Origin of the sequence: Micromonospora sp. CA-259024, assembly GCF_050936255.1 — a bacterium.
In the GTDB taxonomy this organism is placed as follows: domain Bacteria; phylum Actinomycetota; class Actinomycetes; order Mycobacteriales; family Micromonosporaceae; genus Micromonospora.
In genome coordinates, this window is the sequence record NZ_JBNJND010000002.1 from 398,716 (window position 1) to 423,686 (window position 24,971).

General features: G+C 73.2%; 21 protein-coding genes. 7 read left to right on the forward strand and 14 right to left on the reverse strand.

What is annotated here, in order from left to right; all coding sequences use genetic code 11:
- Nucleotides 1–73: 73 nt before the first annotated feature.
- Together ACQEUX_RS21145 and otsB are read left to right on the forward strand one after the other, a co-directional pair.
- Nucleotides 74–1,474, forward strand: coding sequence for an alpha,alpha-trehalose-phosphate synthase (UDP-forming) (locus tag ACQEUX_RS21145; protein ID WP_355165123.1), 1,401 nt, complete (start codon nt 74–76; stop codon nt 1,472–1,474).
- A gap of 41 nt (nt 1,475–1,515) precedes the next feature.
- Nucleotides 1,516–4,077, forward strand: a complete 2,562-nt coding sequence (otsB, locus tag ACQEUX_RS21150; RefSeq protein WP_433057024.1) for a trehalose-phosphatase — start codon at nt 1,516–1,518, stop codon at nt 4,075–4,077.
- 89 nt (nt 4,078–4,166) lie between these two features.
- Here otsB and ACQEUX_RS21155 read toward each other — a convergent pair whose 3' ends face one another.
- Genes ACQEUX_RS21155 through cobC form a run of 4 tightly spaced genes read right to left on the reverse strand, consistent with a single transcriptional unit; the run spans nt 4,167 to nt 8,945 of the window.
- Entirely contained in the window at nt 4,167–5,453 is a 1,287-nt protein-coding gene (locus ACQEUX_RS21155; RefSeq protein ID WP_433051006.1) for a hypothetical protein, read from the reverse strand.
- 50 nt (nt 5,454–5,503) lie between these two features.
- A complete protein-coding gene (gene cobA, locus ACQEUX_RS21160; RefSeq protein ID WP_433051009.1) occupies nt 5,504–6,769 on the reverse strand; it encodes a uroporphyrinogen-III C-methyltransferase in 1,266 nt (421 codons plus the stop codon).
- The gene (gene cobT / locus ACQEUX_RS21165; RefSeq protein ID WP_433057027.1) at nt 6,766–7,851 is read right to left on the reverse strand and encodes a nicotinate-nucleotide--dimethylbenzimidazole phosphoribosyltransferase; all 1,086 of its coding nucleotides are present in this window, start codon (nt 7,849–7,851) and stop codon (nt 6,766–6,768) included. Before cobT ends, cobA begins: the two co-directional genes overlap by 4 nt.
- Complete coding sequence (gene cobC / locus ACQEUX_RS21170) at nt 7,851–8,945, reverse strand: Rv2231c family pyridoxal phosphate-dependent protein CobC (protein WP_433051012.1); 1,095 nt, start codon at nt 8,943–8,945, stop codon at nt 7,851–7,853. The genes cobT and cobC overlap by 1 nt, the downstream gene beginning before the upstream one ends.
- Nucleotides 8,946–9,066: 121 nt before the next feature.
- Between cobC and ACQEUX_RS21175 the strand changes: the two genes are divergently transcribed.
- Complete coding sequence (locus tag ACQEUX_RS21175) at nt 9,067–11,199, forward strand: transglycosylase domain-containing protein (protein ID WP_433051015.1); 2,133 nt, start codon at nt 9,067–9,069, stop codon at nt 11,197–11,199.
- A 31-nt stretch (nt 11,200–11,230) separates the two neighbouring features.
- On the opposite strand, the gene ACQEUX_RS21180 is transcribed toward ACQEUX_RS21175, so the two are convergent.
- Nucleotides 11,231–11,800 carry a GNAT family N-acetyltransferase gene (locus ACQEUX_RS21180; RefSeq protein ID WP_433051018.1) on the reverse strand — a complete coding sequence of 190 codons (570 nt, stop codon included), beginning with the start codon at nt 11,798–11,800 and terminating at the stop codon, nt 11,231–11,233.
- Entirely contained in the window at nt 11,797–13,200 is a 1,404-nt protein-coding gene (locus ACQEUX_RS21185; protein WP_433051021.1) for a cobyrinate a,c-diamide synthase, read from the reverse strand. Before ACQEUX_RS21185 ends, ACQEUX_RS21180 begins: the two co-directional genes overlap by 4 nt.
- A gap of 182 nt (nt 13,201–13,382) precedes the next feature.
- On the opposite strand from ACQEUX_RS21185, the gene ACQEUX_RS21190 reads away from it, so the two are divergent.
- Nucleotides 13,383–14,207 carry an SURF1 family cytochrome oxidase biogenesis protein gene (locus ACQEUX_RS21190; RefSeq protein WP_433051024.1) on the forward strand — a complete coding sequence of 275 codons (825 nt, stop codon included), beginning with the start codon at nt 13,383–13,385 and terminating at the stop codon, nt 14,205–14,207.
- 45 nt (nt 14,208–14,252) lie between these two features.
- Here ACQEUX_RS21190 and ACQEUX_RS21195 read toward each other — a convergent pair whose 3' ends face one another.
- From ACQEUX_RS21195 to ACQEUX_RS21215, 5 genes are all read right to left on the reverse strand, one after another.
- The gene (locus tag ACQEUX_RS21195) at nt 14,253–15,845 is read right to left on the reverse strand and encodes an ATP-dependent DNA ligase (RefSeq protein WP_433051027.1); all 1,593 of its coding nucleotides are present in this window, start codon (nt 15,843–15,845) and stop codon (nt 14,253–14,255) included.
- Nucleotides 15,846–15,996: 151 nt separating this feature from the next.
- A complete protein-coding gene (locus tag ACQEUX_RS21200) occupies nt 15,997–16,203 on the reverse strand; it encodes a hypothetical protein (RefSeq protein WP_030333429.1) in 207 nt (68 codons plus the stop codon).
- A gap of 77 nt (nt 16,204–16,280) precedes the next feature.
- The gene (locus ACQEUX_RS21205; protein ID WP_433057029.1) at nt 16,281–17,624 is read right to left on the reverse strand and encodes a dipeptidase; all 1,344 of its coding nucleotides are present in this window, start codon (nt 17,622–17,624) and stop codon (nt 16,281–16,283) included.
- Between the two features lie 142 nt (nt 17,625–17,766).
- Nucleotides 17,767–18,429 (reverse strand): uridine kinase family protein, encoded by a 663-nt coding sequence (locus ACQEUX_RS21210; protein WP_433051030.1) that lies wholly within the window; start codon nt 18,427–18,429, stop codon nt 17,767–17,769.
- Nucleotides 18,426–18,947: a PadR family transcriptional regulator gene (locus tag ACQEUX_RS21215; RefSeq protein ID WP_433051033.1), complete on the reverse strand. Its 522-nt coding sequence runs from the start codon at nt 18,945–18,947 to the stop codon at nt 18,426–18,428. Before ACQEUX_RS21215 ends, ACQEUX_RS21210 begins: the two co-directional genes overlap by 4 nt.
- Before the next feature lie 54 nt (nt 18,948–19,001).
- On the opposite strand from ACQEUX_RS21215, the gene ACQEUX_RS21220 reads away from it, so the two are divergent.
- Nucleotides 19,002–19,775, forward strand: coding sequence for an alpha/beta fold hydrolase (locus ACQEUX_RS21220; protein WP_433051036.1), 774 nt, complete (start codon nt 19,002–19,004; stop codon nt 19,773–19,775).
- 186 nt (nt 19,776–19,961) lie between these two features.
- Entirely contained in the window at nt 19,962–20,363 is a 402-nt protein-coding gene (locus ACQEUX_RS21225) for a rhodanese-like domain-containing protein (RefSeq protein WP_145785474.1), read from the forward strand.
- Between the two features lie 247 nt (nt 20,364–20,610).
- Here ACQEUX_RS21225 and ACQEUX_RS21230 read toward each other — a convergent pair whose 3' ends face one another.
- The 3 genes from ACQEUX_RS21230 to ACQEUX_RS21240 all read right to left on the reverse strand — a co-directional run bounded on the left by ACQEUX_RS21230 (nt 20,611) and on the right by ACQEUX_RS21240 (nt 24,222).
- A complete protein-coding gene (locus ACQEUX_RS21230) occupies nt 20,611–22,155 on the reverse strand; it encodes a cobyric acid synthase (RefSeq protein ID WP_433051039.1) in 1,545 nt (514 codons plus the stop codon).
- On the reverse strand, nt 22,152–23,189 hold the full coding sequence (locus ACQEUX_RS21235; RefSeq protein WP_433057031.1) for a cobalamin biosynthesis protein: 1,038 nt from the start codon (nt 23,187–23,189) through the stop codon (nt 22,152–22,154). The genes ACQEUX_RS21230 and ACQEUX_RS21235 overlap by 4 nt, the downstream gene beginning before the upstream one ends.
- Before the next feature lie 283 nt (nt 23,190–23,472).
- Entirely contained in the window at nt 23,473–24,222 is a 750-nt protein-coding gene (locus ACQEUX_RS21240; RefSeq protein ID WP_433051042.1) for a single-stranded DNA-binding protein, read from the reverse strand.
- Nucleotides 24,223–24,526: 304 nt separating this feature from the next.
- Between ACQEUX_RS21240 and ACQEUX_RS21245 the strand changes: the two genes are divergently transcribed.
- Nucleotides 24,527–24,967, forward strand: coding sequence for an HPF/RaiA family ribosome-associated protein (locus ACQEUX_RS21245; protein ID WP_433051045.1), 441 nt, complete (start codon nt 24,527–24,529; stop codon nt 24,965–24,967).
- Nucleotides 24,968–24,971: the final 4 nt, after the last annotated feature.

The following is a 24,971-nucleotide window of genomic DNA, read 5'->3' on the forward strand; positions in this document are numbered from 1 at the left end:
GGGCACCAGACGCCGCAGCTACGCTCAGTACGCTCATCGCGGTGGACCCGTCAGTACCCGGAGGTGGCCGATCGTGACCGTCCGTAGCTCCTTTGTCGTAGTGGCGAACCGCCTGCCGGTCGACGAGGTGAGCACACCCGAGGGACGGCAGTGGCGGCGCAGCCCCGGCGGGCTGGTCACCGCGCTGCATCCCGTACTCGCCGAACACCAGGGCACCTGGGTCGGCTGGGCCGGTGGCACCGGCGCGGCCCCCGAGCCGTTCGACCTGGAGGGGATCCGGCTGCACCCGGTGCCCCTCAGCGCGGAGGAACTGGAGCGCTACTACGAGGGCCAGTCCAACGCGACGATCTGGCCGCTCTACCACGACGCGGTGGAGACGCCCGCCTACAAGCGCCGCTGGCGGGAGGCATACCGCCTGGTCAACGCCCGGTTCGCGGAGGCCGCGGCGGACGTGGCGGCCGAGGGCGCGACGGTCTGGGTGCAGGACTACCAGCTCCAGTTGGTACCGGCGATGCTCCGGGAGCTGCGCCCGGACCTGCGGATCGGCTTCTTCCTGCACATCCCGTTCCCGCCGATCGAGCTGTTCATGCAGATGCCGTTCCGCACCGAACTTCTGCGCGGCCTGCTCGGCGCCGACCTGGTCGGTTTCCAGCAGCGGCTGGCCGCGCAGAACTTCGTCCGGCTGGCCCGGCACCTGCTCGGGCTGCGCTACGAGGGGCAGATGATCCAGGTCGACGGTCGGCAGGTGAAGGCGGGCGCCTTCCCCATCTCGATCGACACGCAGGAAATGGAGCGGATGGCCGCCGACCCGGCGATCCAGGCCCGGGCCAAGCAGATTCGCGCCGAACTGGGCGACCCGAAGACGATAATCCTGGGCGTGGACCGGCTGGATTACACCAAGGGCATCGAGTTGCGACTCAAGGCCTTCCGCGAGCTGCTGGCTGACGGAAAGTTGACAGTCCCCGACGCGGTTATGGTGCAGGTGGCCACACCCAGCCGGGAACGCGTCGAGCACTACCAGGCACTTCGGGTGAAGGTAGAGCGCGAGGTTGGTCGGATTAATGGCGAATTCGGCAGGGTCGGCGTGCCGGCGGTGCATTACCTGCATCAGTCGTACAGTCGCAGTGAACTGGCCGCGATGTACGTTGCTGCCGACGTGATGATGGTGACCCCGCTGCGAGACGGAATGAATCTGGTGGCAAAGGAGTACGTCGCATCGCGCGCTGACCAGGGTGGGGCGCTCGTGCTCAGTGAGTTCGCCGGCGCCGCCACCGAGCTTCGCCAGGCATTTTTGTGTAACCCGCACGACCCGGACGCGGTCAAGGACGCCCTGCTCCGGGCAGTGCACGTGGAGAAAACCGAGGCACGCCGCCGGATGCGGACAATGCAACGTCACCTGCGTACCCACGACGTGGGCCACTGGGCCAAGTCTTTCCTCTCCGAGCTTGGAGTTTCCGAGGCGGAGGCCGAGTGAACACCTCCGTCAACGATGGGGCGGCGATCGCGACCGGGGTGATGGACCCCGAGCTGCGCTCCGCCATCGGCCGGATCGCCCGGGTACCCCAGCTCCTGATCGCCTGCGACTACGACGGCACACTGGCGCCGATCGTGGAGGACCCGAGCACCGCCGTCCCGCTGCCCGAGTCGGTGGCCGCGGTCCGTGCGCTCGCCGCGCTGCCGCAGACCACCGTGGCGGTGGTCTCCGGCCGGGCGCTGCGCGACCTGGCGGCACTCTCCCGGCTGCCCAGTGAGGTGCACCTCGTCGGCAGCCACGGCTCCGAGTTCGACATCGGCTTCGTCGAACGGCTCTCCCCCGAGCTGGTCGCCGTGCGCACCCAGGTCCGGAACGCGCTGCGCGAGATCGCGGCCGAGCACCCGGGCATCCGGTTGGAACGCAAGCCGGCCAGCGTCGCGATGCACACCCGCGGGGTCGACCCGCAGGTGGCCGCCGCGGCCATCGAGGCGGTCCGCAACGGCCCGGCCACCTTCGACGGCGTCACGGTGACCCAGGGCAAGGAGGTCATCGAACTCTCCGTCGTGGCCACCCACAAGGGCACCGCGGTCGACCAGCTGCGCACCCAGCTCGCCTCCAGCGCGGTGCTGTTCATCGGCGACGACATCACCGACGAGAACGCGTTCGCTCACCTGCACGGTCCCGACCTCGGCATCAAGATCGGCCCCGGGGACACCCAGGCCGGCTACCGGGTCGCCGACCCACTGGAGGCCGCGCGGGCGCTGGCGCTGTTGCTGGAGACCCGACGGCACTGGTTGTTCGGCGAGCGGGCGGTGCCGATCGAGCGGCACTCCATGCTGGCCAACGGTCGTACCGTCGCTCTGCTCACCCCCGAGGCGAAGGTGAGCTGGCTCTGCCACCCCAAACCGGACTCGGCGGCGATCTTCGCCGACCTGGTCGGTGGCAGCCCGGCCGGTCACTTCAGCATCACCCCGGAGCGCGGTGGCATCCCGCTGGGCCAGCGTTACCGCTCCGGCACGATGACCGTGGAGACCCGGTGGTCCGGGCTCACCGTCACCGACTGGCTGGACAAGCCGGCCCAGGAGACCACCCCGGACGGCCCGGCGGTCGTCACCGGCGACTCGACCCTGGTCCGGGTGCTCACCGGCAGCGGCAAGGCCCGGGTGGAGTTCGCGCCGAGGCCCGAGTTCGGTCAGGTCGCCGTGCAGTTGCAGCCGCTCGGCGACGGCCTGTTGGTGCTCGGCTCCAACGAACCGGTCGCGCTCTACTCCCCCGGCGTGCAGTGGGACGTCGGCAACGACGGCGGATACGAGACCGCCAAGGCGGTCGTCGACCTCTCCGCCGCCGGCGGGCAGGTCGTCCTGGAGCTGCGCTTCGGCACGCACAGCCTGGAGCACCACCGGGTGCCGGTCCACGAGCGGCAGGCCGCCGCCGAGCAGCCGTGGAAGGACTGGGTGGCCTCGCTACGGCTGCCGTCCACCGCCCGTGACCTGGTCGCCCGCAGCGCGCTCACCCTGCGCGGGCTCTGCCACGAGGCCACCGGCTCGATCCTGGCGGCGGCGACCACCTCGCTCCCCGAGGAGTTGGGCGGCGTCCGTAACTGGGACTACCGCTACTGCTGGCTGCGCGACGCAGCGCTGACCGCCCGCGCGCTGGTCGACCTCGGCTCCGTCGAGGAGGCCGAGGCGCTGCTGCGTTGGGTGGACGGCTGCATCGAACGCACCGGCGGCCACCCGGAGCGACTGCACCCGCTCTACACCATCGACGGTTACGAGCTGGGCGCCGAGGCGGTCATCGACACGCTGCCCGGGTACGCCGGTTCCCGGCCGGTCCGGGTCGGCAACCTCGCCAACCACCAGCTGCAACTGGACGTCTTCGGCCCGATCGCCGACCTGATCGCGGCCGTCGCCGACGCTCGCGGCTCGGTCCGCGACGACGAGTGGCGCGTCCTGGAGAACATGGTCGAGGCGGTCCGCCGGCGCTGGCACGAGCCTGACCACGGCATCTGGGAGGCACGGCTGCCACCTCGGCACCACGTCTTCTCCAAGGTGATGTGCTGGATGACCGTCGACCGGGCGCTGCACGTGATGCGCGAGCACGGCGGCGAGGACCGGCCCGAGTGGAAGGACCTGCGCGACCGGATCGGCGCCAACGTGCTGGAGCACGGCTGGCACGAGGACGTCGAGGCGTACAGCGTCGCGTACGGCGACGAGGACATGGACGCCTCGTCGCTCTGGATCGGGCTCTCCGGCCTGCTCCCGGGGGACGACCCGCGCTTCCTGTCCACCGTCCTTCGCATCGAGGCGGACCTGCGCAGCGGCCCGGTCGTCTACCGCTACCACTGGGACGACGGCCTGCCCGGCCGTGAGGGCGGTTTCCACATCTGCACGGCGTGGCTGATCGAGGCGTACCTGCGCACCGGCCGCCGCACCGACGCGGAGGAGTTGTTCGCGCAGATGGTGCTCACCGCCGGCCCGACCGGGCTGCTCCCCGAGCAGTACGACCCGCTCGCCGAGCGTGGCCTGGGTAACCACCCGCAGGCCTACAGCCACCTGGGGCTGATCCGCTGCGCCCTGCTGCTGGACAACATGCTCAAGCAGTAGTCGACCGCTCGTACGACGGGGCCGGAGCGCATGCTCTGGCCCCGTCGTCGTTCCGGCCCCGTCAGTCGCGCCACGCCGACAGACGTCAGTCAGTGCGGGTACGGCAGGCTCGATTGCCACCCGTACAGGCGGGCGCCGAGGTCGGTGGGCACCGTCCAGTGCGCGTACGGCAGCACCGCGCTGCTGCCGGTGTGGATCAGGCACAGCAGTGGGGCGTCGCCGGTGTGGTCGAGCGCGAGCTTCGGTTTGCGGGCCGCGCCGACACCGCCGAGGCCGAACAGGACAACCGAATCCCGGACCGGCAGCCCCTGTGCCTGCCGGCCGTCACGCCAACCTCGGTACGCCGCGTCCAGCCGCCAGGGCGCGAGGTCGGCGAGACCGCGGTACAGGTTCGCCACCCAGGTCGGGGTGAGTTCGGCATCGGAGAGCCGGTACGGCACCCCGGTCAGCAACGCGTCGAGCTCCGGATCCGTCTCCACCCCGGCGTTGGTCAGCGCCTCGGGCAACGCGCCCCGGCGGACGGCCGCGACCGCCGGGGCGGCCTGCTCGACCCGATCGACCTGCCAGCGAAGCCGTGCCGGGGTGTTCGCCTGTCGGCGGTCCCACAGCCAGCGGGCGCTGTCCCAGCGGTGCCGCTGGTTGGCCGGGATCAGGTCGTCGATGCCGATGACCAACTCCGCGCCCTCGACCCGTGCGGTGAGCCACCGGCCCCGCAGGTGCTGCCGCTGCTCGCCGTAGCCGGCCAGTGCGACCACCGCGGACCGCAGGTAGGCACCGGTGTTCCCGCGCGGGAAGTGCCAGCACAACGCGGACAGGTCGATCGCGTCGAGGTCGGCGGCGGCCTCGTCCGACACCGCGCCGATCCGGACCAGCGGCGATGCCGCACTGGCCTGGCGATGGTCGAACTGTCGACGGTCCCGGCGCTGCCGTATCTCGGCCCGCTCGACCGGCGGGCTGACCGAGTACGCCGCCTTCTTCCCGGCCCACCGCAGCACCTCCGCCCCGGCCGCCTGGGGGTCGCCGAAGAGCCGGAACGCCAGCAGCTCGTACTCGTCGGACCCGTCGTCCTCGGTCACCTGCAGCTCGTACACCAGGTCGCCGGGCGAGTCCAGGTCGTAGGCGGTGTGCGGGTCACGGCCGAACTCGTTGCCGACGAGCGAGTCGCCCGGCTGTTGGCGATAGCCACGGACCACCGTGACCAGGACGGCCCAGGAGCCGTCCGCGTCCGCGCACCTGAGAGTCCGGACCGGAGCATCGCGCCATTTCGAGGGGAGGTCCTCGAAGCGGGTGGTCAGGCCGGGGCGTCCACACCGCAGCGCGAAGGGGGTGAGCAGTTCCGTTCGCCACGCCTCGTGAGGATCCTTCACGGTGAGCATGGGCGACATTGTGTCGACAGCCACCGACAACCCCGCCACCACCCGCTCCCTCACCCGTCGAGCGCGCCCACCACGTCTCCCACCACGACGACGGCGGGCGGGCGCAGGTCGGCGGCGAGCGTCTCGGCCGCGACCGCACCGAGGGTGGACCGCAGCACCCGCTGGGTGCCCGTCGTGGCTTCCTGGACGACGGCCGCCGGCGTCTGCGGTGACCGACCGTGGGCGATGAGAGTGTCCGTGATGGCGGCGAGGTTCTTCAGCCCCATCAGGATCACCAGGGTCCCGCGCAGACCGGCGACGGCGTCCCAGCGCACCAGCGAAGCCGCTGAGTCGGGTGCCACGTGCCCCGAGACCACAACGAACTCGTGCGCCACGCCCCGATGGGTGACCGGGATACCGGCTGCGGCCGGAGCGGCGATCGAGCTGGTCACCCCGGGAACCACGGTCACCGGTACGCCGGCCTGGGCGCAGGCCAGCAGCTCCTCGCCGCCGCGCCCGAAGACGTACGGGTCGCCGCCCTTGAGCCGGACCACGAAGGCACCGGCCAGGGCACGGTCGACCAGGATCTGGTTGATCTCCTCCTGGGCCCGGGACGGGCCGTAGGGGATCTTCGAGGCGTCCACCAGCTCGACGTCCGGGCGCAGCTCGTCCAGGAGCAGCCCGGGCACCAGCCGGTCGGCGACCACCACATCCGCTGCGGTGAGCAGCCGCCAGCCCTTCACGGTGATCAGCTCGGGATCACCCGGCCCGGCCCCGACCAGCGCAACCCGCCCGGTCTGCCGCCCGCCGGTCGCCTCGGTCGCACCGGTTGTCCCCTCGGCGGCGGACGCGCCGTGCGTCGGAGCGGCGTCGCCGGGCACGAGACGGGCTGCGAGGAGGTCGCGGATGGCGTCCCGGATGGTCATCGCACGCCGGGGGTCGCCGCCGCCGAGCACCGCCACGGTGACCGGGCCGTGCCGGGTCACCGCCGGGGTCCAGGCCGTGGCAGCCGTCCGGTCGTCGGCGCGGACGCAGAAGATCCGCCGCTCGGCGGCGGCGACGCTGATCGACTCCGCCGCGGCCGGATCGTCGATCGCCACCTGGACCAGCCACGCGCCGTCCAGGTCCTCGGGCGCGAACCGGCGTGGCACCCAGCGCAGCCGGCCGGCGTCGGCCCGGGCGCGCAGCGCCGGGGTCAGCTCCGGCGCCACCAGCAGGACGTCCGCGCCGGCATCCAGCAGTGCGGGCACGCGCCGGGTGGCGACCACGCCACCGCCCACCACGACCACCCGCCGCCCGTCGAGCCGCAGCCCGAGGGGGTACGGATTGGCGGTCACTTCTCCGCCACCCCGGCGGAGTCGAAGGTGGCGACCTCGTGCAGCACCCGGACCGCGCCGCTGACCACCGGCAACGCCAGCAGCGCACCGGTGCCCTCGCCGAGGCGCAGCCCCAGGTCGATCAGCGGGTCGAGGCCGAGGTGGCGCAGCGCCACCGTCGCGCCCGGCTCGGCCGAACGGTGGCCGGCGACCATGGCGCAGACCGCGTCCGGGGCGAACGCGGCGGCGGCGAGGGCGGCCGAGACCGCGATGACGCCGTCCAGCAGCACCGGCGTGCGACGGGCGGCGGCACCCAGGATCAGCCCGGCCAGGGCGGCGTGCTCCAGGCCACCGACGGCGGCCAGGACACCCAGCGGGTCGGTCGGGTCGGGCGCGTGTCGGGCCAACGCGGCCCGCACCACCCCCACCTTGTGGGCGTACGTCGGGTCGTCGACCCCGGTGCCCCGCCCGGTGGCGTCGAGCGGGTCGGCGCCGGTGAACGCGGCGATCAGCGCGGCGGCCGGGGTGGTGTTGCCGATGCCCATGTCACCGGTGAGCAGGATGCCGGCCCCGGCGTCGATCAGCTCGTCGGCGATCCGGATCCCCGTCCGCACCGCCGCCAGCGCCTCCTCCCGGGTGAGTGCGGCGGTCACCGCGAGGTCGCGGGTGCCCCGACGGACGGACGCGACGACCAGTCGGGGCGCGGACGGGTCGAGGACGCCCGCCTCAACGGCGGGCTGAACGGGCAGGGGGGTGGCCACACCGACGTCGACCACGGTGACCGAGGCGCCGGCCTGCCGGGCGAACGCGTTGACCACCGCCCCACCGGCCAGGAAGTTGCCGATCATCTGCCCGGTGACCTCCTGCGGCCAGGGGCTCACCCCCTGGGCGTGCACCCCGTGGTCGCCCGCGAAGATCGCCACCGCGGCCGGTTCGGGCAGCGGTGGCGGGCAGGCCCCGGCGAGGCCCGCGAGGCGTACCGAAAGGTCCTCCAGCGCGCCCAGCGAGCCCGCCGGCTTGGTCAGCCGGCCGTGCAGCTCGCGGGCGTCGGCCATAGCCGCTTCGTCCGCCGGTCGGATCGCCGCGATCGTGGTCTCCAGCATCATGCCTCCATGGTCTCGCGCAGCACCTCGATGAACGCGTCGGTGGTGTTACGGTCGCGCACCGCCACCCGCAGCCAGTCCGGGCCGAGGCCGGGAAACGTGTCGCCCCGGCGCACCGCCCAGCCCCGTTCCCGCAGGGCGGCCCGGATCGGGGTCGCTCCCGCCAGGTGCAGCAGGACGAACGCGCTGGCGGGGCGGCCGACGACGCGTACACCGGGCAGGTCGGCCAGGCGGGCGACCAGGTGGTCGCGGTCGGCGGCGAGGTCGGCGGCGATCGCGCGTTCGGCCTGGACCGCGACGGCGCTGGCACAGGCCGACGCGGCGGCCAGCGCAGGCGTGGAGACGGCCCAGAGGGGCTGGACGGCGGCCAGCCGGGACAGCAACTCCGGGGCGCCGAGTACATAGCCGATCCGTAGGCCGGCCAGGCCCCACGTCTTGGTGAGGCTGCGCAGCACGAGCAGACCGGGTAGGTCACGCCGCTCGGCCAGCGACTCCGGTTCGCCGGAGCGCCCGGGGGCGATGGTGGTGTCGGCGAACGCCTCGTCGACCACCAGCACCCGGCCGGGGCGGGCCAGCGCGGCCACCGTCTGCGCCGGGTGCAGCACGGAGGTCGGGTTCGTCGGGTTGCCGATCATCACCAGGTCGGCGTCGGCAGGTACCCGGGACGGATCGAGCCGGAAATCGTCGGCGGGGTCCAGCAGCACCCGCTCGACCGAGTGCCCGGCGGCCCGCAGAGCCGCCTCCGGCTCGGTGAACTGGGGGTGCACCACCACCGGCCGGCGTACGCCGCGCAGCGCCTGGGCGATCAGCACGAAACCCTCGGCGGCGCCGGCGGTGAGCAGCACCTCGTTCGGGTGACGGCGGTGTCGGGCGGCGACCGCGGCCCGGGCCGGCGCCGGGTCCGGATAGTGGGCCAGGTCGGTGAGGGTCGCGGCGATCGGGTCGGCCAACCAGGCGGGAGGCCGCGCCTGGCGGACGTTGACGGCGAGATCGATCAGGCCCTCGCCGACCTCCGCGTCACCGTGGTGCGCCAGGTCTGGCTCGGGGGCAGCCGTCGGCTCGGCCCCGGCCACCCCGCTCGGCTGATCACACATGTCCGCGATCCTGCCGGGAAGGTGGCCGGTGGGACAGTCGATCCCGGCGTAAGCCGCGTCACCACCCGCCGGTTTAAGAGTTCTTCTCATGTACGAATCGGAAATGTCATAACTTGGCCACGTGAGCAACCGACCCCTTGCTGCCGCTGGTCGACTCGTCCCTCTTCTCCGCGCCGGACTGATCGCCGGAATCGTGATCGCCGCCGCCGCGTACCCACTGGTCGCCCTCACCGGGCTCGGCGCGAAGGCCACCGCGCACGCCGTGGAGGCGAAGACCAAGCTGCTGACCACCGCCCTGCCCGCCGAGACCTCGTACCTCTACGCCCCGGACGGCAAGACCGTGCTGACCATGTTCTACGAGGAGTACCGGCAGTACACCAAGCTGTCGGACATGTCGCCGAACATCCAGCAGGCGATCGTCGCCGCCGAGGACTCCCGCTTCTACCAGCACCACGGCGTCGACCCGAAGGGCGTGGCCCGCGCCTTCGTGGCCAACGCCCGTTCCAGCGGCGTCTCCCAGGGCGCGTCGACCCTGACCATGCAGTACGTCCGGATGGCCCTGCGGGACAGCGCGACGACGCCCAAGGAGGTCCAGGAAGCCACCCAACAGACCAGCCTGCGCAAGGTCAAGGAGATGCGGATGGCGCTGGACCTGGAGAAGGAGCTGAGCAAGGAGCAGATCCTGGAGCGCTACCTGAACTCGGCGTACTTCGGGCACCGGGCGTACGGCATCTACGCGGCCAGCGAGATCTTCTTCTCCAAGACCCCGAAGGACCTCACCCCGGTGGAAGCCGCCACCCTCGCCGGACTGGTCAAGTCCCCGTCCGAGTACGACCCGGCCGACTCCGACCAGAAGGACGCCACCGCGCGGCGCAACTACGTGCTGGACCGGATGAGCCAGCTTGGCTACCTCTCCCCCGACTCGGCCGCCGCGGCCAAGTCCGAGCCGATCCGGCTGAAGCTGACGACCCCGCCGCACGACTGCGCCGCGGTGTTGGAGAAGTACAACAGCTGGGGCTTCGCCTGCGACTACCTGAAGAACTGGTGGAGTGCGCAGCCCGCGTTCGGGGCGAACCGGCTGGAACGGATGGACAAGCTGCGCCGGGGCGGCTACCGGATCGTGCTCAGCATCGACCCGAAGATCCAGGAGGCGGCGGAGAAGAACGTCGGCACGAAGGAGGCCACCGGCAGCCCGTTCGCCAACGGGATCGTGGTCTCCGAGCCGGGCACCGGGCGGGTGAAGGCGATGGCGGTGAACCGGACGTACTCGCTGGACCTTGCCGAAAACCCGCAGAGTTCCAATCCCGAGGCCGGGCCCAAGGTGAAGGCCAACTACCCGAACACGGTGGCACCACTGCTCGGTGGCGGTGATCTGGCGGGCTACCAGGCCGGGTCGACGTTCAAGATGTTCCCGATGCTGGCCGCGCTGGACGCGGGGATGACACTGTCCACCTCGTTCAATGCCCCCCACCGCTACCGGTCGGAGGTCTACGACGGATGGGCGCCCTCCAACGCCAGCGGCGCGATGAGCGGCCAGCAGACCATGTGGTCCGGCTTCGGCAAATCGGTCAACACGTACTTCGTGTGGCTGGAGGAGCAGGTCGGCGCGGACCGGGCGGTCCGGCTGGCCGAGCAGCTCGGGCTGCGGTGGCGCACCGACGTCGACCGCGACCACGCGTCCCCGACCAAGGCGAAGAAGTGGGGTGCGTTCACCCTGGGCGTCTCCGACGCGACCCCGCTGGAGATGGCGAACGCGTACGCCGCCATCGCGGCCGACGGCCGCTACTGCGAGGCCATCCCGGTGCAAGCGATCATGAACCGGGACGGCACGCCGGCCACGTACGCCACCCCGGGCGGCATCCATCGTGAGGTGGCCAAGCCACGCTGCCGGCAGGTGGTCAGCGCGGACGCCGCTCGGGCGGCCACCGACGCGGCCCGTTGCCCGACCGGGGACACCCCGGCGCGCGGCAGCTGCGGTGGCTGGTCCACCGCCGACAGCGTCCGGGGTACGGTCGGGCGCCCGGTGGCCGGCAAGACCGGTACCACCGACAGCACCCGGTCCGCCTGGTTCGTCGGCTACACCCCGGAGTTGGCCGCGGCGAGCTTCATCTCCGACCCGGACAATCCGTTCAACGCGGTCGGTGACGGGCAGTCCCAGATCCCGATCGCGGCGGTCGCGGAAACCCTGCGCGACGGGCTCAAGGGCACACCGACCCGCCAGTTCACCCCACCATCGGACGCCATCGTCGGCTGACCCGGCGAGGGCCAGCGCAGGTCAGCGTGAGTCAGCGCAGGTCGGCGGCGACGAACGACCAGATCTCAAGATCAACCCGGCCGCCGCTGACGAACCCGGCGTTGCGCAGCAGACCCTCGTAACTGAACCCGGCCTTCTCGGCGACCCGGCGCGAGGCCAGGTTGCCGGGCGCCACCCGCAACTCGACCCGTTGGAAGCCGTGCTCCAGGATCAGCGCGATGGCCACCGCGTCCACGGCTTCGGCGGCCAGGCCGAAGCCACGCGCGTGCGGCGCCATCGCATAGGAGATCTCGGTGAGGCGTGCACCCCAGTCGGTGCGCCGCGTCCACAGCGAACCCACCACCTGGTCGTCCTCCCGCCGGAGCACCGCGTAGTGGTCACCGTCGCCGCTGTCCCGCCGCTGCCGGGCCAGATCGGTGCACCACGCGTGCCCGTCGATCGGGCCGGAGTCGTCCGGCAGCGGCAGCCAGCGCCGGGTCAACTTGTCGGCGAAGATCTCCCCGGCCGCCGCCGCGTCCGCCGCGGTGAGCCGGCGCACCTCCGTGCGCGGCGTGGACACGGTCAACGCCGGAAACCGGCGCACCGCCACCTGACCGATCACACCGACACCCCGCCGGGCTGCGCGGGCACCACCTCGTGCGACGGGTCGGCCGCCGCCGCCGCGACCAACCGGGCGGCCGTCGCCGGATGACCGGCCCAGTGCAGGGTGAGCTGCGAGGCGTGCACGTTGCGCCAGACGAAGCCCTCCGGCGCGCCACCATCCCAGTTCCACGCCGGGCGCTGACCGGCGCGGGGGGTGAGCACCGCACGGTGCGCCTTGTGGCCGACCAGCACCGTCCCCTGGGCGGCGACCACGCTGTCAGTCTGGGCGGTCGCCTCCCGGTAACCCACCACCAGGCCGTCCCGGCTGACGCCCACCGCGTCCAGGACGCCACACATCGGCAACCCATCCAGCTCCCGGGCCAACCAGAGCAGCCCGGCGCCCTCGGCGACCACCGGACGCCCGGTACGCGCCAACTCGGCCACCGCGATGCAGAGCCGCCGGTTGGCCGACAGCTGCTCGGCGTACGCCTCGGGGAGCGCGCCGCCGATGACCAGCGCACGGGTGCCGACCGGCAGCACCTCGTCGCGCAGCGGATCGACGGTGACCACCTCGGCGCCGGCGGCCCGCAGCAACTCGGCGGTCTCCGGGTGGCTGAAACTGCCGCCCGGCCCACCCGCCAGCGCCACCAGTGGGCGGTCCGCCGGGGCGGTGAGCGCACCCAGGGCCTCCTCGGGAGACCAGGCCGGGGCCGGCAGCGGCGGGGCGGAGCGGGCCAGCCCGAGCAACCGTTCCAGGTCGACCGTGGCGGCGACGGCCTCGCCCAGCCGGCGGATCGCGCGGACGGCGTCGGCGGACCCGTCGACCACCGGCGCCACACCGTGCCGCCGCGACGGCAGCACCGCCGGCAGGTCGTGGCGACGCAGCGCCCCGTAGACCGGCACACCCACGTCGTCCAACGCCTCGCGCAGCACGGCCTCGTGCCGCGAGGACGCCACCCGGTTGAGGATCACCCCGCCGAGCCACAACTGCTCGTCGTACGAGCGGAAACCGTGCACCAGGGCCGCCACCGACTGACCCATCGCGGCCACGTCCACCACGAGCACCACCGGGCTGCGCAGCGCGGCGGCCGCCGCGGCCGTGGACTCCTGCTCCGGTCGGCCACCGACCGAGTCGTACAGGCCCATGCTGCCCTGCACCACGGCGAGCCCGGCACCGGCGGCGCCGTGCGCCACCAGCGGGGCGAGCCGGTCGACGCCGACCAACCGGGGATCGATCACCCGACCCGGCCGACCGGAGGCGAGACCCAGGTAGGCGGCGTCGACGTGGTCCGGCCCGAGCTTGAAGCCGGCGACGTCGACCCCCCGCTCGGCCAGGGCGGCGAGCAGCCCGATCGCCAGCGCGTTCTTACCGTGCCCGGAGGACGGCGCGCTGAGCACCAGGCGCGGCACGACGGTCATCATCGACTCCTCGCGAGCGGCGGCGGGTATGCGACGGTCGGCCCAGGGGCCATCCGTCCGCGTGACGATACCCGCCCGGCCGGACGCGCGAGCACCGCCAACCGGTGCCCGTCAAGCGGTCCCGGCCAGATCTTGACCCGCTCCAGGTCAGTGGCGCCGGTCATACGAGTAGCCTCGGTGCCGTGTACCGGTTCCTGCTGAGCCCACGCTGGCTGGGCGCTCTCGCGCTGACCCTGGTCGCCGCCGCCGTCATGGTGCTGCTCGGCAACTGGCAGCTGGACCGCTACCGGGGGCGGACCGAGGTCAACGAGCAGATCGACGCGGGCCTGCGGATGTCCCCGGCACCGCTGGCCGACGCGCTGCGCGCCCCCGCGGGCGGCCCGGGGACGGTGGGCCCGGCCCCCGCCAAGGACAAGGTCTGGACCCGGGTCACCGCCACCGGCCGGTACGACTCGACGAACACCGTGCTGGTCCGTGGCCGAACGGCGGACAGCCGGGTCGGCTTCGAGGTGCTCACACCCCTGGTGCTGGCCGACGGCACGGCACTGCTGGTCGACCGGGGCTGGATCCCGCCGGCGCCGGGCGGTGGGGCGACCGCCCACCCGCCGGTGCCCGCCGTTCCGAGCGGCGACGTGACGGTGGTCGGCCGGGTGCACGAGACCGAGAGCGGCGCCGGCGCGGTGGCGCGGCGCGACGGGCTGCTGGAGATACGGCGGATCGGGGTGTCGCGGCTGGCCGGCGAGCTGCCCTACCCGGTCTACGGCGCCTACCTGCTGCTGGACGAGCAGACCCCGGCGGCCGACCCGCTGTTCAAGGCGGTGCCGGTCGGGCACGCCAACAACTGGCAGAACTTCGGCTACGTCGTGCAGTGGTGGCTGTTCGCGGTGATGTCCCTGTTCGGCTACGCCTGGGTGGCCCGCCGAGAGGCCCGCCGCGCCGCCGGCATCGGCGCCACCCCGCTTCCGCTGGACCGGGCGGCCGAGCCGACGCCGATCGCGTCCGCCTGACCCGGGCCACTCCGGCCGACGCTCGACCCAGCCCGCTCCGCCCGGTCAGCCGGTGGGGTGGCCCGCGTGGATGGCACGGACCGCGTCGATGGTGTCCGCCTCGGCGGCGGACTTGTCGTCGCGATAGCGCACCACCCGGGCGAACCGCAGCGCCATCCCTCCGGGATAGCGCGAACTCGTCTGCACCCCGTCGAAGGCGATCTCCACCACCTGTTCGGGACGGACCCGGACCACCCAGTCGCCGCGCTCCACGGCGAGGTCGAGGAACCGCTCCGTCTGCCAGCGCAGCAACTCGTCGGTGAGCCCTTTGAACGTCTTGCCGAGCATCACGAAGCCACCGGTGTGCGGGTCGCGCGCCCCCAGATGCAGGTTGGACAGCCAGCCCTTCCGCCGGCCACTGCCCCACTCGACGGCGAGCACCACCAGGTCGAGGGTGTGCCGGGGCTTGACCTTGACCCAGGCCGAGCCACGCCGGCCGGCGTCGTAGGGGGCGTCCGGGGCCTTGACCACCACGCCCTCCTGGCCGGCCTCGAGCGCGGCGGCGAACGCGGCGGCGGCCTGCTCCGGGCCGTCGACCTCCATGCGCCCGACCAGCAGCGACGCGTCCACCGCACCGGCGAGGGCGGCCCACCGCTCCCGGCCGGGCAGGTCGATCAGATCCTCGCCGTCGAGGTGCAGCAGATCGAAGAAGTACGGAGTGAGCACGCTCGTGCCCGTGCTGGCGGCTGCGGCGAGCACCGCCGGGGCGACCGGCGTGGGCCCGGTGGTGCTGGGGGTGGTGCGTCGGGCGGCCCGACTGGAGGTCTGCTGGAACGGCAGGGGGCGGCCCGTCTCGTCCAGGCCGATCGCCTCGCCGTCGAGCACCAGCTCCCGGCCGGGCAGGGCACGGACCGCGGCGACCACCTCGGGCACCCGGGTAGTGATCTCGTCGAGGCTGCGGGTGAAGACGGCGATGTCGCTGCCGGAGCGGTGCACCTGAATGCGGATGCCGTCGAGCTTCACGTCGACCACCGCCGGTGTGCCGGTCGCGGCGAGTGCCTCGTCGACGGAGGGGGCGCTCTGCGCGAGCATCGGCGCCAGCGGTCGGCCGACCCGCAGGCCGAACCCGGCCAGCTCGGCGGCGCCTCCGGCCAACGCGGCCACCGCCACGGCCCGCAGGTCACCGGCGAGCAGCAGCGCCCGTCGGACCGCCGCCACCGGCACCTCGGCGGCCCGGGCCACCGCGTCGGCCAGGAGCCCGGCCTGGGCACCCTGGCGCAGCTCGCCGCTGAACAGGCCGGTGAGCAGGCGCTGCTCGTCGGCCGTCGCCGCTGCGTAGAGGGCACCGAGCAGCGCCCGACGCCGGGCCTGCGAGCCCGCGCCGTGCACCGCGGCGATCTGCGCGATGGCCGCGTCGACGGCGGCCACGGTCAAGGTCGCTTCGGCGGCGGGTGGCGGCAGGTCGCGCAGGCTCGCGTAGCCGATCCCGGTCTGCCGTTGGCGCAGCTCACCGGCGAGATAGCCGGCGCCGGGCTCCACCTCGCCCGGGTCGAGCCGGCGCAGCGCGTCAGCGAGCAGCTCCACCTTGGCCCGCCGGCCGCTGGTGGCGCCGACGGCCGCGGAGGTGGCTGCCAGGTCGAGAAACCGCACGCAGCTCATCCTGCCAGTCACCTCCGACACCGCCCGGGCATTGCCGTGCCCGGGCGGTGTCGGCAGGGTGCCGCCCGCCAACACGGACGACGGATCAGGGCCTGTTTCATGAGGGCGGACCACCCGCCAGCCGCGTCCCCAACCTCTCTGGGCAGAACACCTAGGCGGAGACGGGCTCCTCGATGCGCAGCCCCCGGGCGCGGACCTCACCAGCGACCCGGGAGAGCACCGAGTCGAGGGCGACCAGGGCGGCGGAGAGCTCACCGAGCTGCTCGTTGAGCGTGTCCTCGGACCACGCGGAGACGTCCACGTCCCCCAGCGCGCTGACAGCGGCCCCCAACCGGGCCATCACCTCGTTCGTACTCATGTTCGAAAGGCTATAACAGCCGGCCGTCCGACACGCCGTAAACTGCCAGATCAGCCCCAAAGTTGCCGTTCCGACACCTACCTGCCCGCTGCCGCCACCTTGCCCAGCAGCAGCGCCTCGGCGAGGCAGACCCGGGCGAACTCCCCCAGGTGCAGACTCTCGTTCGGGCCGTGTGCACGCGCGTGCGGGTCCTCCACACCAGTCACCAGGATTGCCGCCTTGGGGAACATCTCCTGGAAGGTGGCGATGAACGGGATCGAGCCGCCGACGCCGATGTCCACCGGGTCGGTGCCGTCCCAGGCCTCGCGGAAGGCCGAACGGGCGGCGTCGAACATCGGCCCGGACGCGTCGATCACGCACGGGTCGCCGTCGTGCTCGAAGCTGACCGTCACCTGCGCGCCCCACGGCGCGTGCTTCTCCAGGTGCGCGCGCACCGCCGCGTACGCCCGCTTGGGGTCGTCGCCCGGGGCGAGACGGATGCTGAGCTTCGCCTTCGCGGCCGGGACCAGGGCGTTCGGCGCCTCGGCGGTGGACGGCGCGTCGATGCCGAGGACCGCCAGCGCGGGCTTCGTCCAGAGCCGGTCGGTGATCCGCCCGGTGCCGATGAACTGCACGCCCTCGGCCAGCCCAGCCTCGGCCCGGACCCGGTCCTCCGGGTAGTCGACGGTGGCGCCCTCCCGGCCGACCAGCCCGTCCACGGCCACGTCACCGGCGTCGTCGTGCAGCGTCGCCAGCAGCCGGACCAGCGCGGTGAGCGCGTCCGGAACCGCGCCACCGAACATGCCGCTGTGCACCGCGTGGTCCAGCGTGCGCACCTCGACGAAGCAGTTGACGATGCCGCGCAGCGAGGTGGTCAGCGCCGGTACGCCAATGTCCCAGTTGCCGGAGTCGGCGATCACGATGACGTCCGAGGCGATCTCGTCGCGGTGCTCGGCCAGCAGTTGCTCCAGCGAGTCGGAGCCGTACTCCTCCTCGCCCTCGATGAAGAGGACCACGCCGACCGGCAGCGCGTCACCGTACGCGCGCAGCGCCGCGACGTGCGCCATGATGCCGGCCTTGTCGTCGGCCGCGCCCCGGGCGTAGAGCCGGCCGTCCCGTTCCACCGGCTCGAACGGGTCGGACTCCCACAGCGACCGGTCGCCGACCGGCTGCACGTCGTGGTGGGCGTAGAGCAGCACGGTCGGCGCACCGGGCGGGGCGGCCCGACGGCCGATCACCGCGGGCTGGCCGCCGGAACGCACGATGTCGACGTCCAGGCCACAGCCGCGCAACAGTTCGGCGACGGCCTCGGCGGAGCGTTCCACGTGCGAGTGGTCGAAGCCCTCGAAGGCGATGCCGGGGATGCGGACGAGGCGCTCCAGGTCGGCCCGGACGCCGGGCATCTCGCGCTCGACGGCGGCCCGCACCTCGGACTCGGACATGATCGGTGAGGTCATGACCGGCATCGTATGCCGGCCTTACCGGGGCGTGCCGGCGGAGCCCGTACCGTCACCGCCTCCGGCGGAACCCACACCGGCGGTCGGGGCAGCGTGCCGTGGCCGGCGCCGGACGTCGATGCTCCGCTCAGCGGACGCGCACGTAGTACCGGTCCGCGTCGTGCGGCAGCGTCGGGGCGCCGTCGACCACCAGGTCCACCCGGGTGGCTGTGTCGTCGGCATCGAAGTGCGCGCGCTCCCCGACGTGCCAGCGGCGCAGCTCCGGCAGAATCTCCGGCCCGTCGCGGGCGACCGCGCGGGCCAGCCGCAACGAGGCGGGCGCGGTGACGAACACGGCCAGGGTCAGCTCCGGCCGGACAACGGCGCGCGCGGCGCTCACGCCCTCCAGGATCAGCACCGGCGCGGCCGGCACCGGGACCGGGCGGGGCAGGAAGCACTGCCGTACCCAGCTGTAACGCCGGTAGGCACCGGGCTTCCCTTCGCGCAGCGGGGAAAGCACCCACTCGTCCAGGCGGGGCCAGAAGGTGAGCTGGTCGTCCCAACCGTCGAGCAGGTCGTCGGTGTGCACCACCGGCGGCCGGGCACCGCCGGCCAGCGCCGCCAGGGCGTCCGCGAGGTGCGCGGCGAACCGGCTCTTGCCCGCGCCACTCGGTCCGTCGACCGCGACCAGCCGGGTCCGCCCCAACCGCGCGGGGCCCGCGAGCACCCGGCGGGTCAGCTCGGCGTACGCCTCGACGACCCCGCCGAAGCGCTCCTCGTCGGTCGGCGGCCGACCGCCATCCGAGGTCACTCCGGCTCGCCCAGCATCTCCCCGAGCCAGCGCAGCTCGGCCTGGCTGGTGGCTCGGGCGATGGTCAGCAACCCCTGGCGGTACGGGTCGGCGAGTTCCTCGGCGCGCACCGGCCGGTCGCCCTCGTAGAAGAAGCTGCTCGGCGTACGGAGGAAGGCCAACCGTCGGCGGAGCACCTGGTCGCGGGCGGCCGGGTCGTCGAGGTGCCGGAGAAAGGCCAGCAGGACGAACCAGCGGTTCTCGTCGCTGATCTCCAGCTCGTCGGGTTCGCGGAGCCGGCGGTCCAGTTCGGCCCGACCCGGCCCGGTCAGCGCCAGCATCTGGCGGGGGGCCGCGCCGGCGCCGGGTTCCACCCGCCGGCTGAGCAGGCCAGCGCGTTCCAACCGCTTGATCGCGGGATAGAGGGTCCCGTCGGCGATCGGTCGGACGTGCCCGGTGAGGTGGGCGATCCGCCGTTTCAGGTCGTAGCCGTGCAGGGGCTGGTCGGCCAGGAAACCGAGGATGGCGAGTTCGAGCACGATTCCATTATGCCCTCTTGACGATATACCTCGGAGCGGAGGTATTGTTTCGCCATGAATACGGTGACCGTGGGCCCCGACGGGGCTCAGATGCGTTGGGTGGAGATCGCCGGCCGGGCACCCGCCCGGGTGTACGTGCACGGGCTCGGCGCGACGTCCGCGCCGTACTTCCTGCCGGCGGCCACCCTCCCCGAGCTGGCCGGCCACCGATCCCTCTTCGTCGACCTCCTCGGCTTCGGGTTGAGCGACCGACCGGCCGCGTTCGGCTACACCCTCACCGAGCACGCCGACGCGCTGGCCGCGACGCTCGACGCGGCCGGGGTCCAGGGGGCCGACATCGTCGCGCACAGCATGGGCGGGGCGGTGGCCATCGCGCTCGCCCACCGCCGCCCGGACCTGGTCGGGCAGCTGGTGCTCATTGAGGCGAACCTGGACCCGTACCCGCCGCCGACCGCCGGCAGCAGCGGCCTGGCCCGCTACTCCGAGGCGGAGTTCCTCGGCGGCGGTCTTGCCGAGACCCTGGAACGGGTGGGGCCAGCCTGGGCCGCCACCATGCGACTGGCCGATCCGATCGGCCTGCACCGCACCGCGATCGGCCTGGTGACCGGCACCCGCCCCGCCATGCGGCACCTCCTGGAAGGGCTGCCGATGCGGCGCACCTACCTCCAGGGCGGTCGGAGCGGGCCGGTCGTCGGCGCGGAATCGCTGGCTGCGGCCGGCGTGCGGGTGGTGACCGTGCCGGAGGCCGGACACAACATCATGCTCGACGCACCCGAGCAGTTCGCTCAGGTCACCGCCATCGCCCTCGCCCAACCCGCCCACACCTGACGATTCCCACCAGCGCAGCCACCCGATCCCGCGGCGGCCGTACCGGGCCGGACACGTCCGGCTGACGGCCGTGTGCGGTCACCCGTCACGTCCGGGGGAATTGGGGCGACGACGGGTGATGCCGCAACCGTTCACCACGCGGGGTGGCGGCCGAATCGGCATGATCGGGTGGTGCTCCGAGACGTGATGAGCCCCGGCATCGACGCCCTGCTCGAACAGGCCCGCGCCGGGCTGCACCGACTGACTCCGCAGCAGACCGTCGAGGCGGTCCGCGGTGGCGCGCTGCTGGTCGACACCCGTACCGAACTGCAGCGCCGCGAACAGGGCGACCTGCCGGGCGCGGTCGTCATCGACCGGACCGTGCTGGAGTGGCGGCTCGATCCGGCCAGCGCCTGGCGGATCCCGGAAGCCACCGGTTACGACCGGGAGATCGTGCTGGTGTGCCGGCAGGGCTACAGCTCCAGCCTGGCCGCCGCCAGCCTGCAGACCCTCGGACTGCGCCGAGCCACCGACATGATCGGCGGCGTGGACGCCTGGCTCGCGGCCGGCCTCCCGACAACCGACCGCCCCGCCGACATCCGCCCCTAAACCCGCACCCCACCCCACCCCCACCCCACCCGCGCCTCGCCTCGCCTCGCCCGCGCCTCGCCCGCGCCGCGCCCTCGCCCTCGCCTCGCCCGCGCCGCGCCCTCGCCCTCGCCGCGCCGTGCCGTGCCCTCGCCCTCGCTCCGTCGATCATGGAGTTGCGGTGGGAAATAAGGTGTCCAATCAGGGCAGATCGGGCACCGCGATTCCATGATCGACGGGGCGGGAGGGGCGAGGGGCGGGTGGTGGGTTACTCGGTCGGTGGGGGGCCGGGTGGGATGAAGGGAAGGCCGGGGGGTGGGCCGGTCTCGATGAGGCGCCAGAGGGCGTCGGTGTCGAGATGTTCCTCGACGAGGTCACCGAGCAGGTCGAGCGAGCGTTCCCGGGCGGCGGCGAAGCTGGTCGCCGGTGCGACCCGGAACCCGGTGCGGCCGGCCAGGCGAGCCGCCTCGGTGAGGAACCACCGGCGGAACTCGTCGGACTCGAACGCCCCGTGCCAGTGCGTGCCGTGCACCACGCCGAGTACGGCTCCCTCACCGACACCGTCGTCGCCGGTCAGCAGCGGGGTCAGGGCGGGATCGGTCTGCGAGACGTACCCGTGGTGGATCTCGTAGCCGCGCACCGGGAGGCCCCGGTGTGCGGTGCCCACCGACTGCCGGACGGTCTTGCGTGGATCGAAGGTGATCTCGATGGGCAGTAGGCCGAGCCCCGGCACGCTGCCCCGGCGGCTTTCCACCGGGTCGTGGATGGCGCGGCCGAGCATCTGGAAACCGCCGCAGAGGCCGAGCAGCGGCTTCCCGGCCGTCACGTGTGCGGCCACCGCGTCGGCGAGGCCGGTCTCGCGCAGCCACGCGAGGTCCGCGACGGTGGACTTGGAGCCGGGCAGGACGACCAGGTCGGCGGTGGCCAACTCGGCCGGTTCGATGGTGAGGCGTACGCGGACACCCGGCTCGGTGGCGAGCGCCTCCACGTCGGTGGCGTTGCTGATCCGGGGCAGGCGGACGACGGCCACGTCCAACCATTCGCTGCCGTGCGGGGCGGCGGGGCGCCCGAGCACCCGGCCGTAGGCCAGTGAGTCCTCCGCGTCGAGCCACAGGTCCAGTGCCCAGGGCAGCACCCCGTACGTGGGACGGCCGGTGACGTGACGCAGCATGTCCAGCCCCGGCTGGAGCAGCCCGAGGTCGCCCCGGAACTTGTTGATCACGAAGCCGGCGATCAGCGCCTGGTCGGCGGGGTCGAGCAGGGCCACGGTGCCGAACATCGAGGCGAAGACTCCACCCCGGTCGATGTCGCCGACCACGATGGCGGGCAGGTTGGCGTGCCGGGCCAGCCCCATGTTGACGTAGTCACCGGCCCGCAGGTTGATCTCCGCAGGGCTGCCCGCGCCCTCGCAGATGACCACGTCGTACGTGTCACGCAGCTCGGCCAGCGCCGCGTACGCGGTCTCGGCAAGCCGGGGACGAAGCTGCCGGAAGGTGCCGGCGGTGATCGTGTCGACCGCCTCGCCGAGCAGCACCACCTGGCTGGCCAGGTCGCTGCCCGGCTTGAGCAGCACCGGGTTGAACCGCAGGTCGGGTGCGAGCCCGCAGGCTGCGGCCTGCATGGCCTGGGCTCGGCCGATCTCGCCGCCGCGCCCGTCCGGCCCGACGACCACCGCCGAGTTGTTCGACATGTTCTGTGCCTTGAACGGCGCCACCTTCACGCCCTGCCGGTGCAGCCAGCGGCAGATGCCGGCGGTGAGGACGCTCTTGCCGGCGTCGGAGGTCGTGCCGGCGACCAGCAGCCCGCCGCTCACCGTCCGCTCCCCCGCCCAACCGCAGCGGCACCAGGGCCGCGCCGGCCGACCACCCTGCGCCCCCCGGCCGCGGCGACCAGCCCGTGCCGCCCCAGAGCACCGACCAGGCGGCCGACGGTCACCGGGTACGCGGCGGCCAGCCCGACGGCGGCCAGCCCGACCGCGCCCGAGATCCGCGCGGCCCGCCTCAGGTGTCGCGCCTCCGGGCGGGGGCCGTCGCCGAGGAACGGGCGCACCTCGGAGCGCCCGAAGTAGATGTTGCGGCCACCGAGGCGGACGCCGAGCGCACCGGCCATCGCCGCCTCGCACTGACCGGCGTTGGGGCTCGGGTGGTCGTTGCGGTCACGCCGCCAGACCCGCCAGGCCCGCTGCCGATCCCCGTTCGCCACCGGCGCCACGGCGATGGTGAGCAGCCCGGTCAGCCGGGACGGCACCAGGTTGAGCACGTCGTCCAATCGCGCGGCGGGGGTACCGAACCGCGCGTAGCGCGCCGACCGGTGCCCGACCATCGCGTCGAGGGTGTTCGCCGCGCGATAGCCCAGCAGCCCGGGCAGGCCGGCGACCGCACCCCAGAGCAACGGGGCGACGACCGCGTCGGACGTGTTCTCCGCGACCGACTCGACGGTGGCGCGGGCCAGCTCCGACTCGCCCAGGGTCGACGGGTCCCGCCCACAGAGGTGGCCGAGGCGTCGCCGGGCAGCGGGCAGGTCACCGTCGCGCAGCGTCCGACCCATGACGGTGGCTTCGTGCCGCAGGGTACGGCCACCCAGCACGGTCCAGGTGCCGGCGGCGACGAGCACCGCTCGGGTCACCGGCCGGTGCCGGGTAGCCGCCGTGGCGACCGCCCCGAGCAGCACCGGCCCGCCTACGGCCAGCGCGGTGAATGCCGCACCCGCCGTTCGATCCGGTCGGTAGAGGCGGCGCTCCAGGGCGCCCGCGGCCTGCCCGAAGCCGGCCACCGGGTGCCACCGGCGTGGGTCGCCGAGCAGCCTGTCCAGCGCGTACCCGGCCAGCAGCCCCACCGCGTTCGCCATCGGCGCTGTCCGTCGCACCCGCACCACCTCCGGCCGGCCAGCCTAGACGAGCGTCCCGTGAGCCGACCCGACCCACGGGTGCTCCACCGGCGACGTGCGCCTCGTTTACGGGGAACCGGCCACCCGCATCCGCCAGCCCCGCCCGATGCCGCCACGCGGGGTGACGACGCTGGTCGCGTCGCCACCCCGCCCCCGTCGTGCCGTGCAGCGGGAGCACCCGCGACCGAAGCGGAACCTCAGACGGCTGGGTCGCCGCCGGAACCACGACGGTTGAACTGACCGGTCACGCCGGCTGCGGGACCCGACCCCGGCCACGCCGCCCCCGGCCGGGCTGCGCGGGCTCCGGCTGACCCTCGTCTGGCGCCGGCCCCAACTCGTCGTCCAGGTCTTCGTCGTTCTCTCCGGACCGGAGGGCCATCTCGTCGTCGAGGCCCGTCGGGGCGTTGGCCTCCCCGATCTGCCCGCCGTTCGGGGAGACCTCGTCATCCAGCGGACCGTCGGCGAACGGGCTGGTACGCAGCGCGGCATAGTCGGGCAGCTCGAAGTCGTCGTCCAGCGGACGGTCTTCGGGCAGCACGGGCGCCTGCCCGGCCGGCACCGGCTCGGTGGGCTCGCCGTGCACGCGGCTCTCGGCATCCGCGTCCTCGACGGTGCTGGTCGTCATGCTCGGACGGTTGCGCAGGAAGCGGGCCCGACCCCGGGACAGGTCGTGGCCGACGGCGACCGCCTCCAGCTCGTAGAGGGTGCGGTGGTTGCCGGCGTCGTCGGTCCAGTCGCGGGTGTAGAGCCGGCCGCAGACCACCACGGGATCGCCGACCATCACGGACGCCGCCACCCCTTCGGCCAGCTTGCGCCAGCAGTTGACGCGGACGCGGAGCGAGTTGCCGTCGACCCACCGGCCGCTGTCCCGGTCGAGCCGCCGGGCGGTCGAGGCGACCTTGAAGTTGGCCACCAGGGTGTTGCTCTGGGTGGTACGTCGCCACTCGGGCGTGGTCAGAATATTACCGACAATTGTTACGTAGGTGTCGAACATCGTCCCTCCAGGGGGATCGGGGCCTGCCAGCGCGAGTCGACTCGCCACCGAGCCTGGGCGCTGGGGACGACCGCTGCCAGCGCCCGGCCCCGACCTGTGGACGACGAACCCACCTGTGGACAACACCCTGATCACGCCCTGATGTGGTACGGCCGACCCGCCCGGCCGGGCGTCGGCGGTTTCCCGGGCCAGCCGAACTGGGTATGGATTTGATCAACGCACCACCGACAGCTCCACGTCGACGAGAGGTCAGCGCCATGATGATCACCACCATCGGCTCCGCGAACGCTTCCGAGGCGCGGCGATGAGCGCCGTGGCGAACCCGGCCACCGTGGCTGAGTGCCTGCGAGTGGGTGCCGGGTTCTCGCAGAGCGACCGCAACTGGATCGCCGAGCAGTTCGCCACCCTCGACGCCCGGCTCGCCGGCTTTCACGCCGACGCCACCGAGCTGGAGGTGTCGGTGAAGGACCGGGAGGCCCGCGGCCAGAAGGTCACCCTGGAGTGCTGGATCGCCGGCCGGCAGAAGATCGTCACCACCTCCGCGGAGGAGGACCTGCACGCCGCGCTCAACGACGTCCGTGACGACCTGCGCCGCCGGCTCAACGACGCCAAGACCCGCCAGGAGCCCCGGCACAACAAGCATCTGCGCGACATCCCGGAGCCCCAGGGCGAGGTAGACCCAACCACCGCCCCGGAGCACCTGCCCGCAGCCGACCGGAGCCGGGCCGACGCGGAAACAGCCTGACCCC

Bases quoted from the DNA above. Each gene is read 5' to 3' on its own strand.
- otsB (WP_433057024.1), top strand. From the start codon at position 1,516: ATGGACCCCGAGCTGCGCTCCGCCATCGGCCGGATCGCCCGGGTACCC.
- ACQEUX_RS21155 (WP_433051006.1), bottom strand. From the start codon at position 5,453: ATGCTCACCGTGAAGGATCCTCACGAGGCGTGGCGAACGGAACTGCTC.
- cobT (WP_433057027.1), bottom strand. From the start codon at position 7,851: ATGCTGGAGACCACGATCGCGGCGATCCGACCGGCGGACGAAGCGGCT.
- cobC (WP_433051012.1), bottom strand. From the start codon at position 8,945: ATGTGTGATCAGCCGAGCGGGGTGGCCGGGGCCGAGCCGACGGCTGCC.
- ACQEUX_RS21185 (WP_433051021.1), bottom strand. From the start codon at position 13,200: ATGACCGTCGTGCCGCGCCTGGTGCTCAGCGCGCCGTCCTCCGGGCAC.
- ACQEUX_RS21195 (WP_433051027.1), bottom strand. From the start codon at position 15,845: ATGAGCTGCGTGCGGTTTCTCGACCTGGCAGCCACCTCCGCGGCCGTC.
- ACQEUX_RS21200 (WP_030333429.1), bottom strand. From the start codon at position 16,203: ATGAGTACGAACGAGGTGATGGCCCGGTTGGGGGCCGCTGTCAGCGCG.
- ACQEUX_RS21205 (WP_433057029.1), bottom strand. From the start codon at position 17,624: ATGTCCGAGTCCGAGGTGCGGGCCGCCGTCGAGCGCGAGATGCCCGGC.
- ACQEUX_RS21220 (WP_433051036.1), top strand. From the start codon at position 19,002: ATGAATACGGTGACCGTGGGCCCCGACGGGGCTCAGATGCGTTGGGTG.
- ACQEUX_RS21225 (WP_145785474.1), top strand. From the start codon at position 19,962: ATGAGCCCCGGCATCGACGCCCTGCTCGAACAGGCCCGCGCCGGGCTG.
- ACQEUX_RS21235 (WP_433057031.1), bottom strand. From the start codon at position 23,189: ATGGCGAACGCGGTGGGGCTGCTGGCCGGGTACGCGCTGGACAGGCTG.
- ACQEUX_RS21240 (WP_433051042.1), bottom strand. From the start codon at position 24,222: ATGTTCGACACCTACGTAACAATTGTCGGTAATATTCTGACCACGCCC.
- ACQEUX_RS21245 (WP_433051045.1), top strand. From the start codon at position 24,527: ATGAGCGCCGTGGCGAACCCGGCCACCGTGGCTGAGTGCCTGCGAGTG.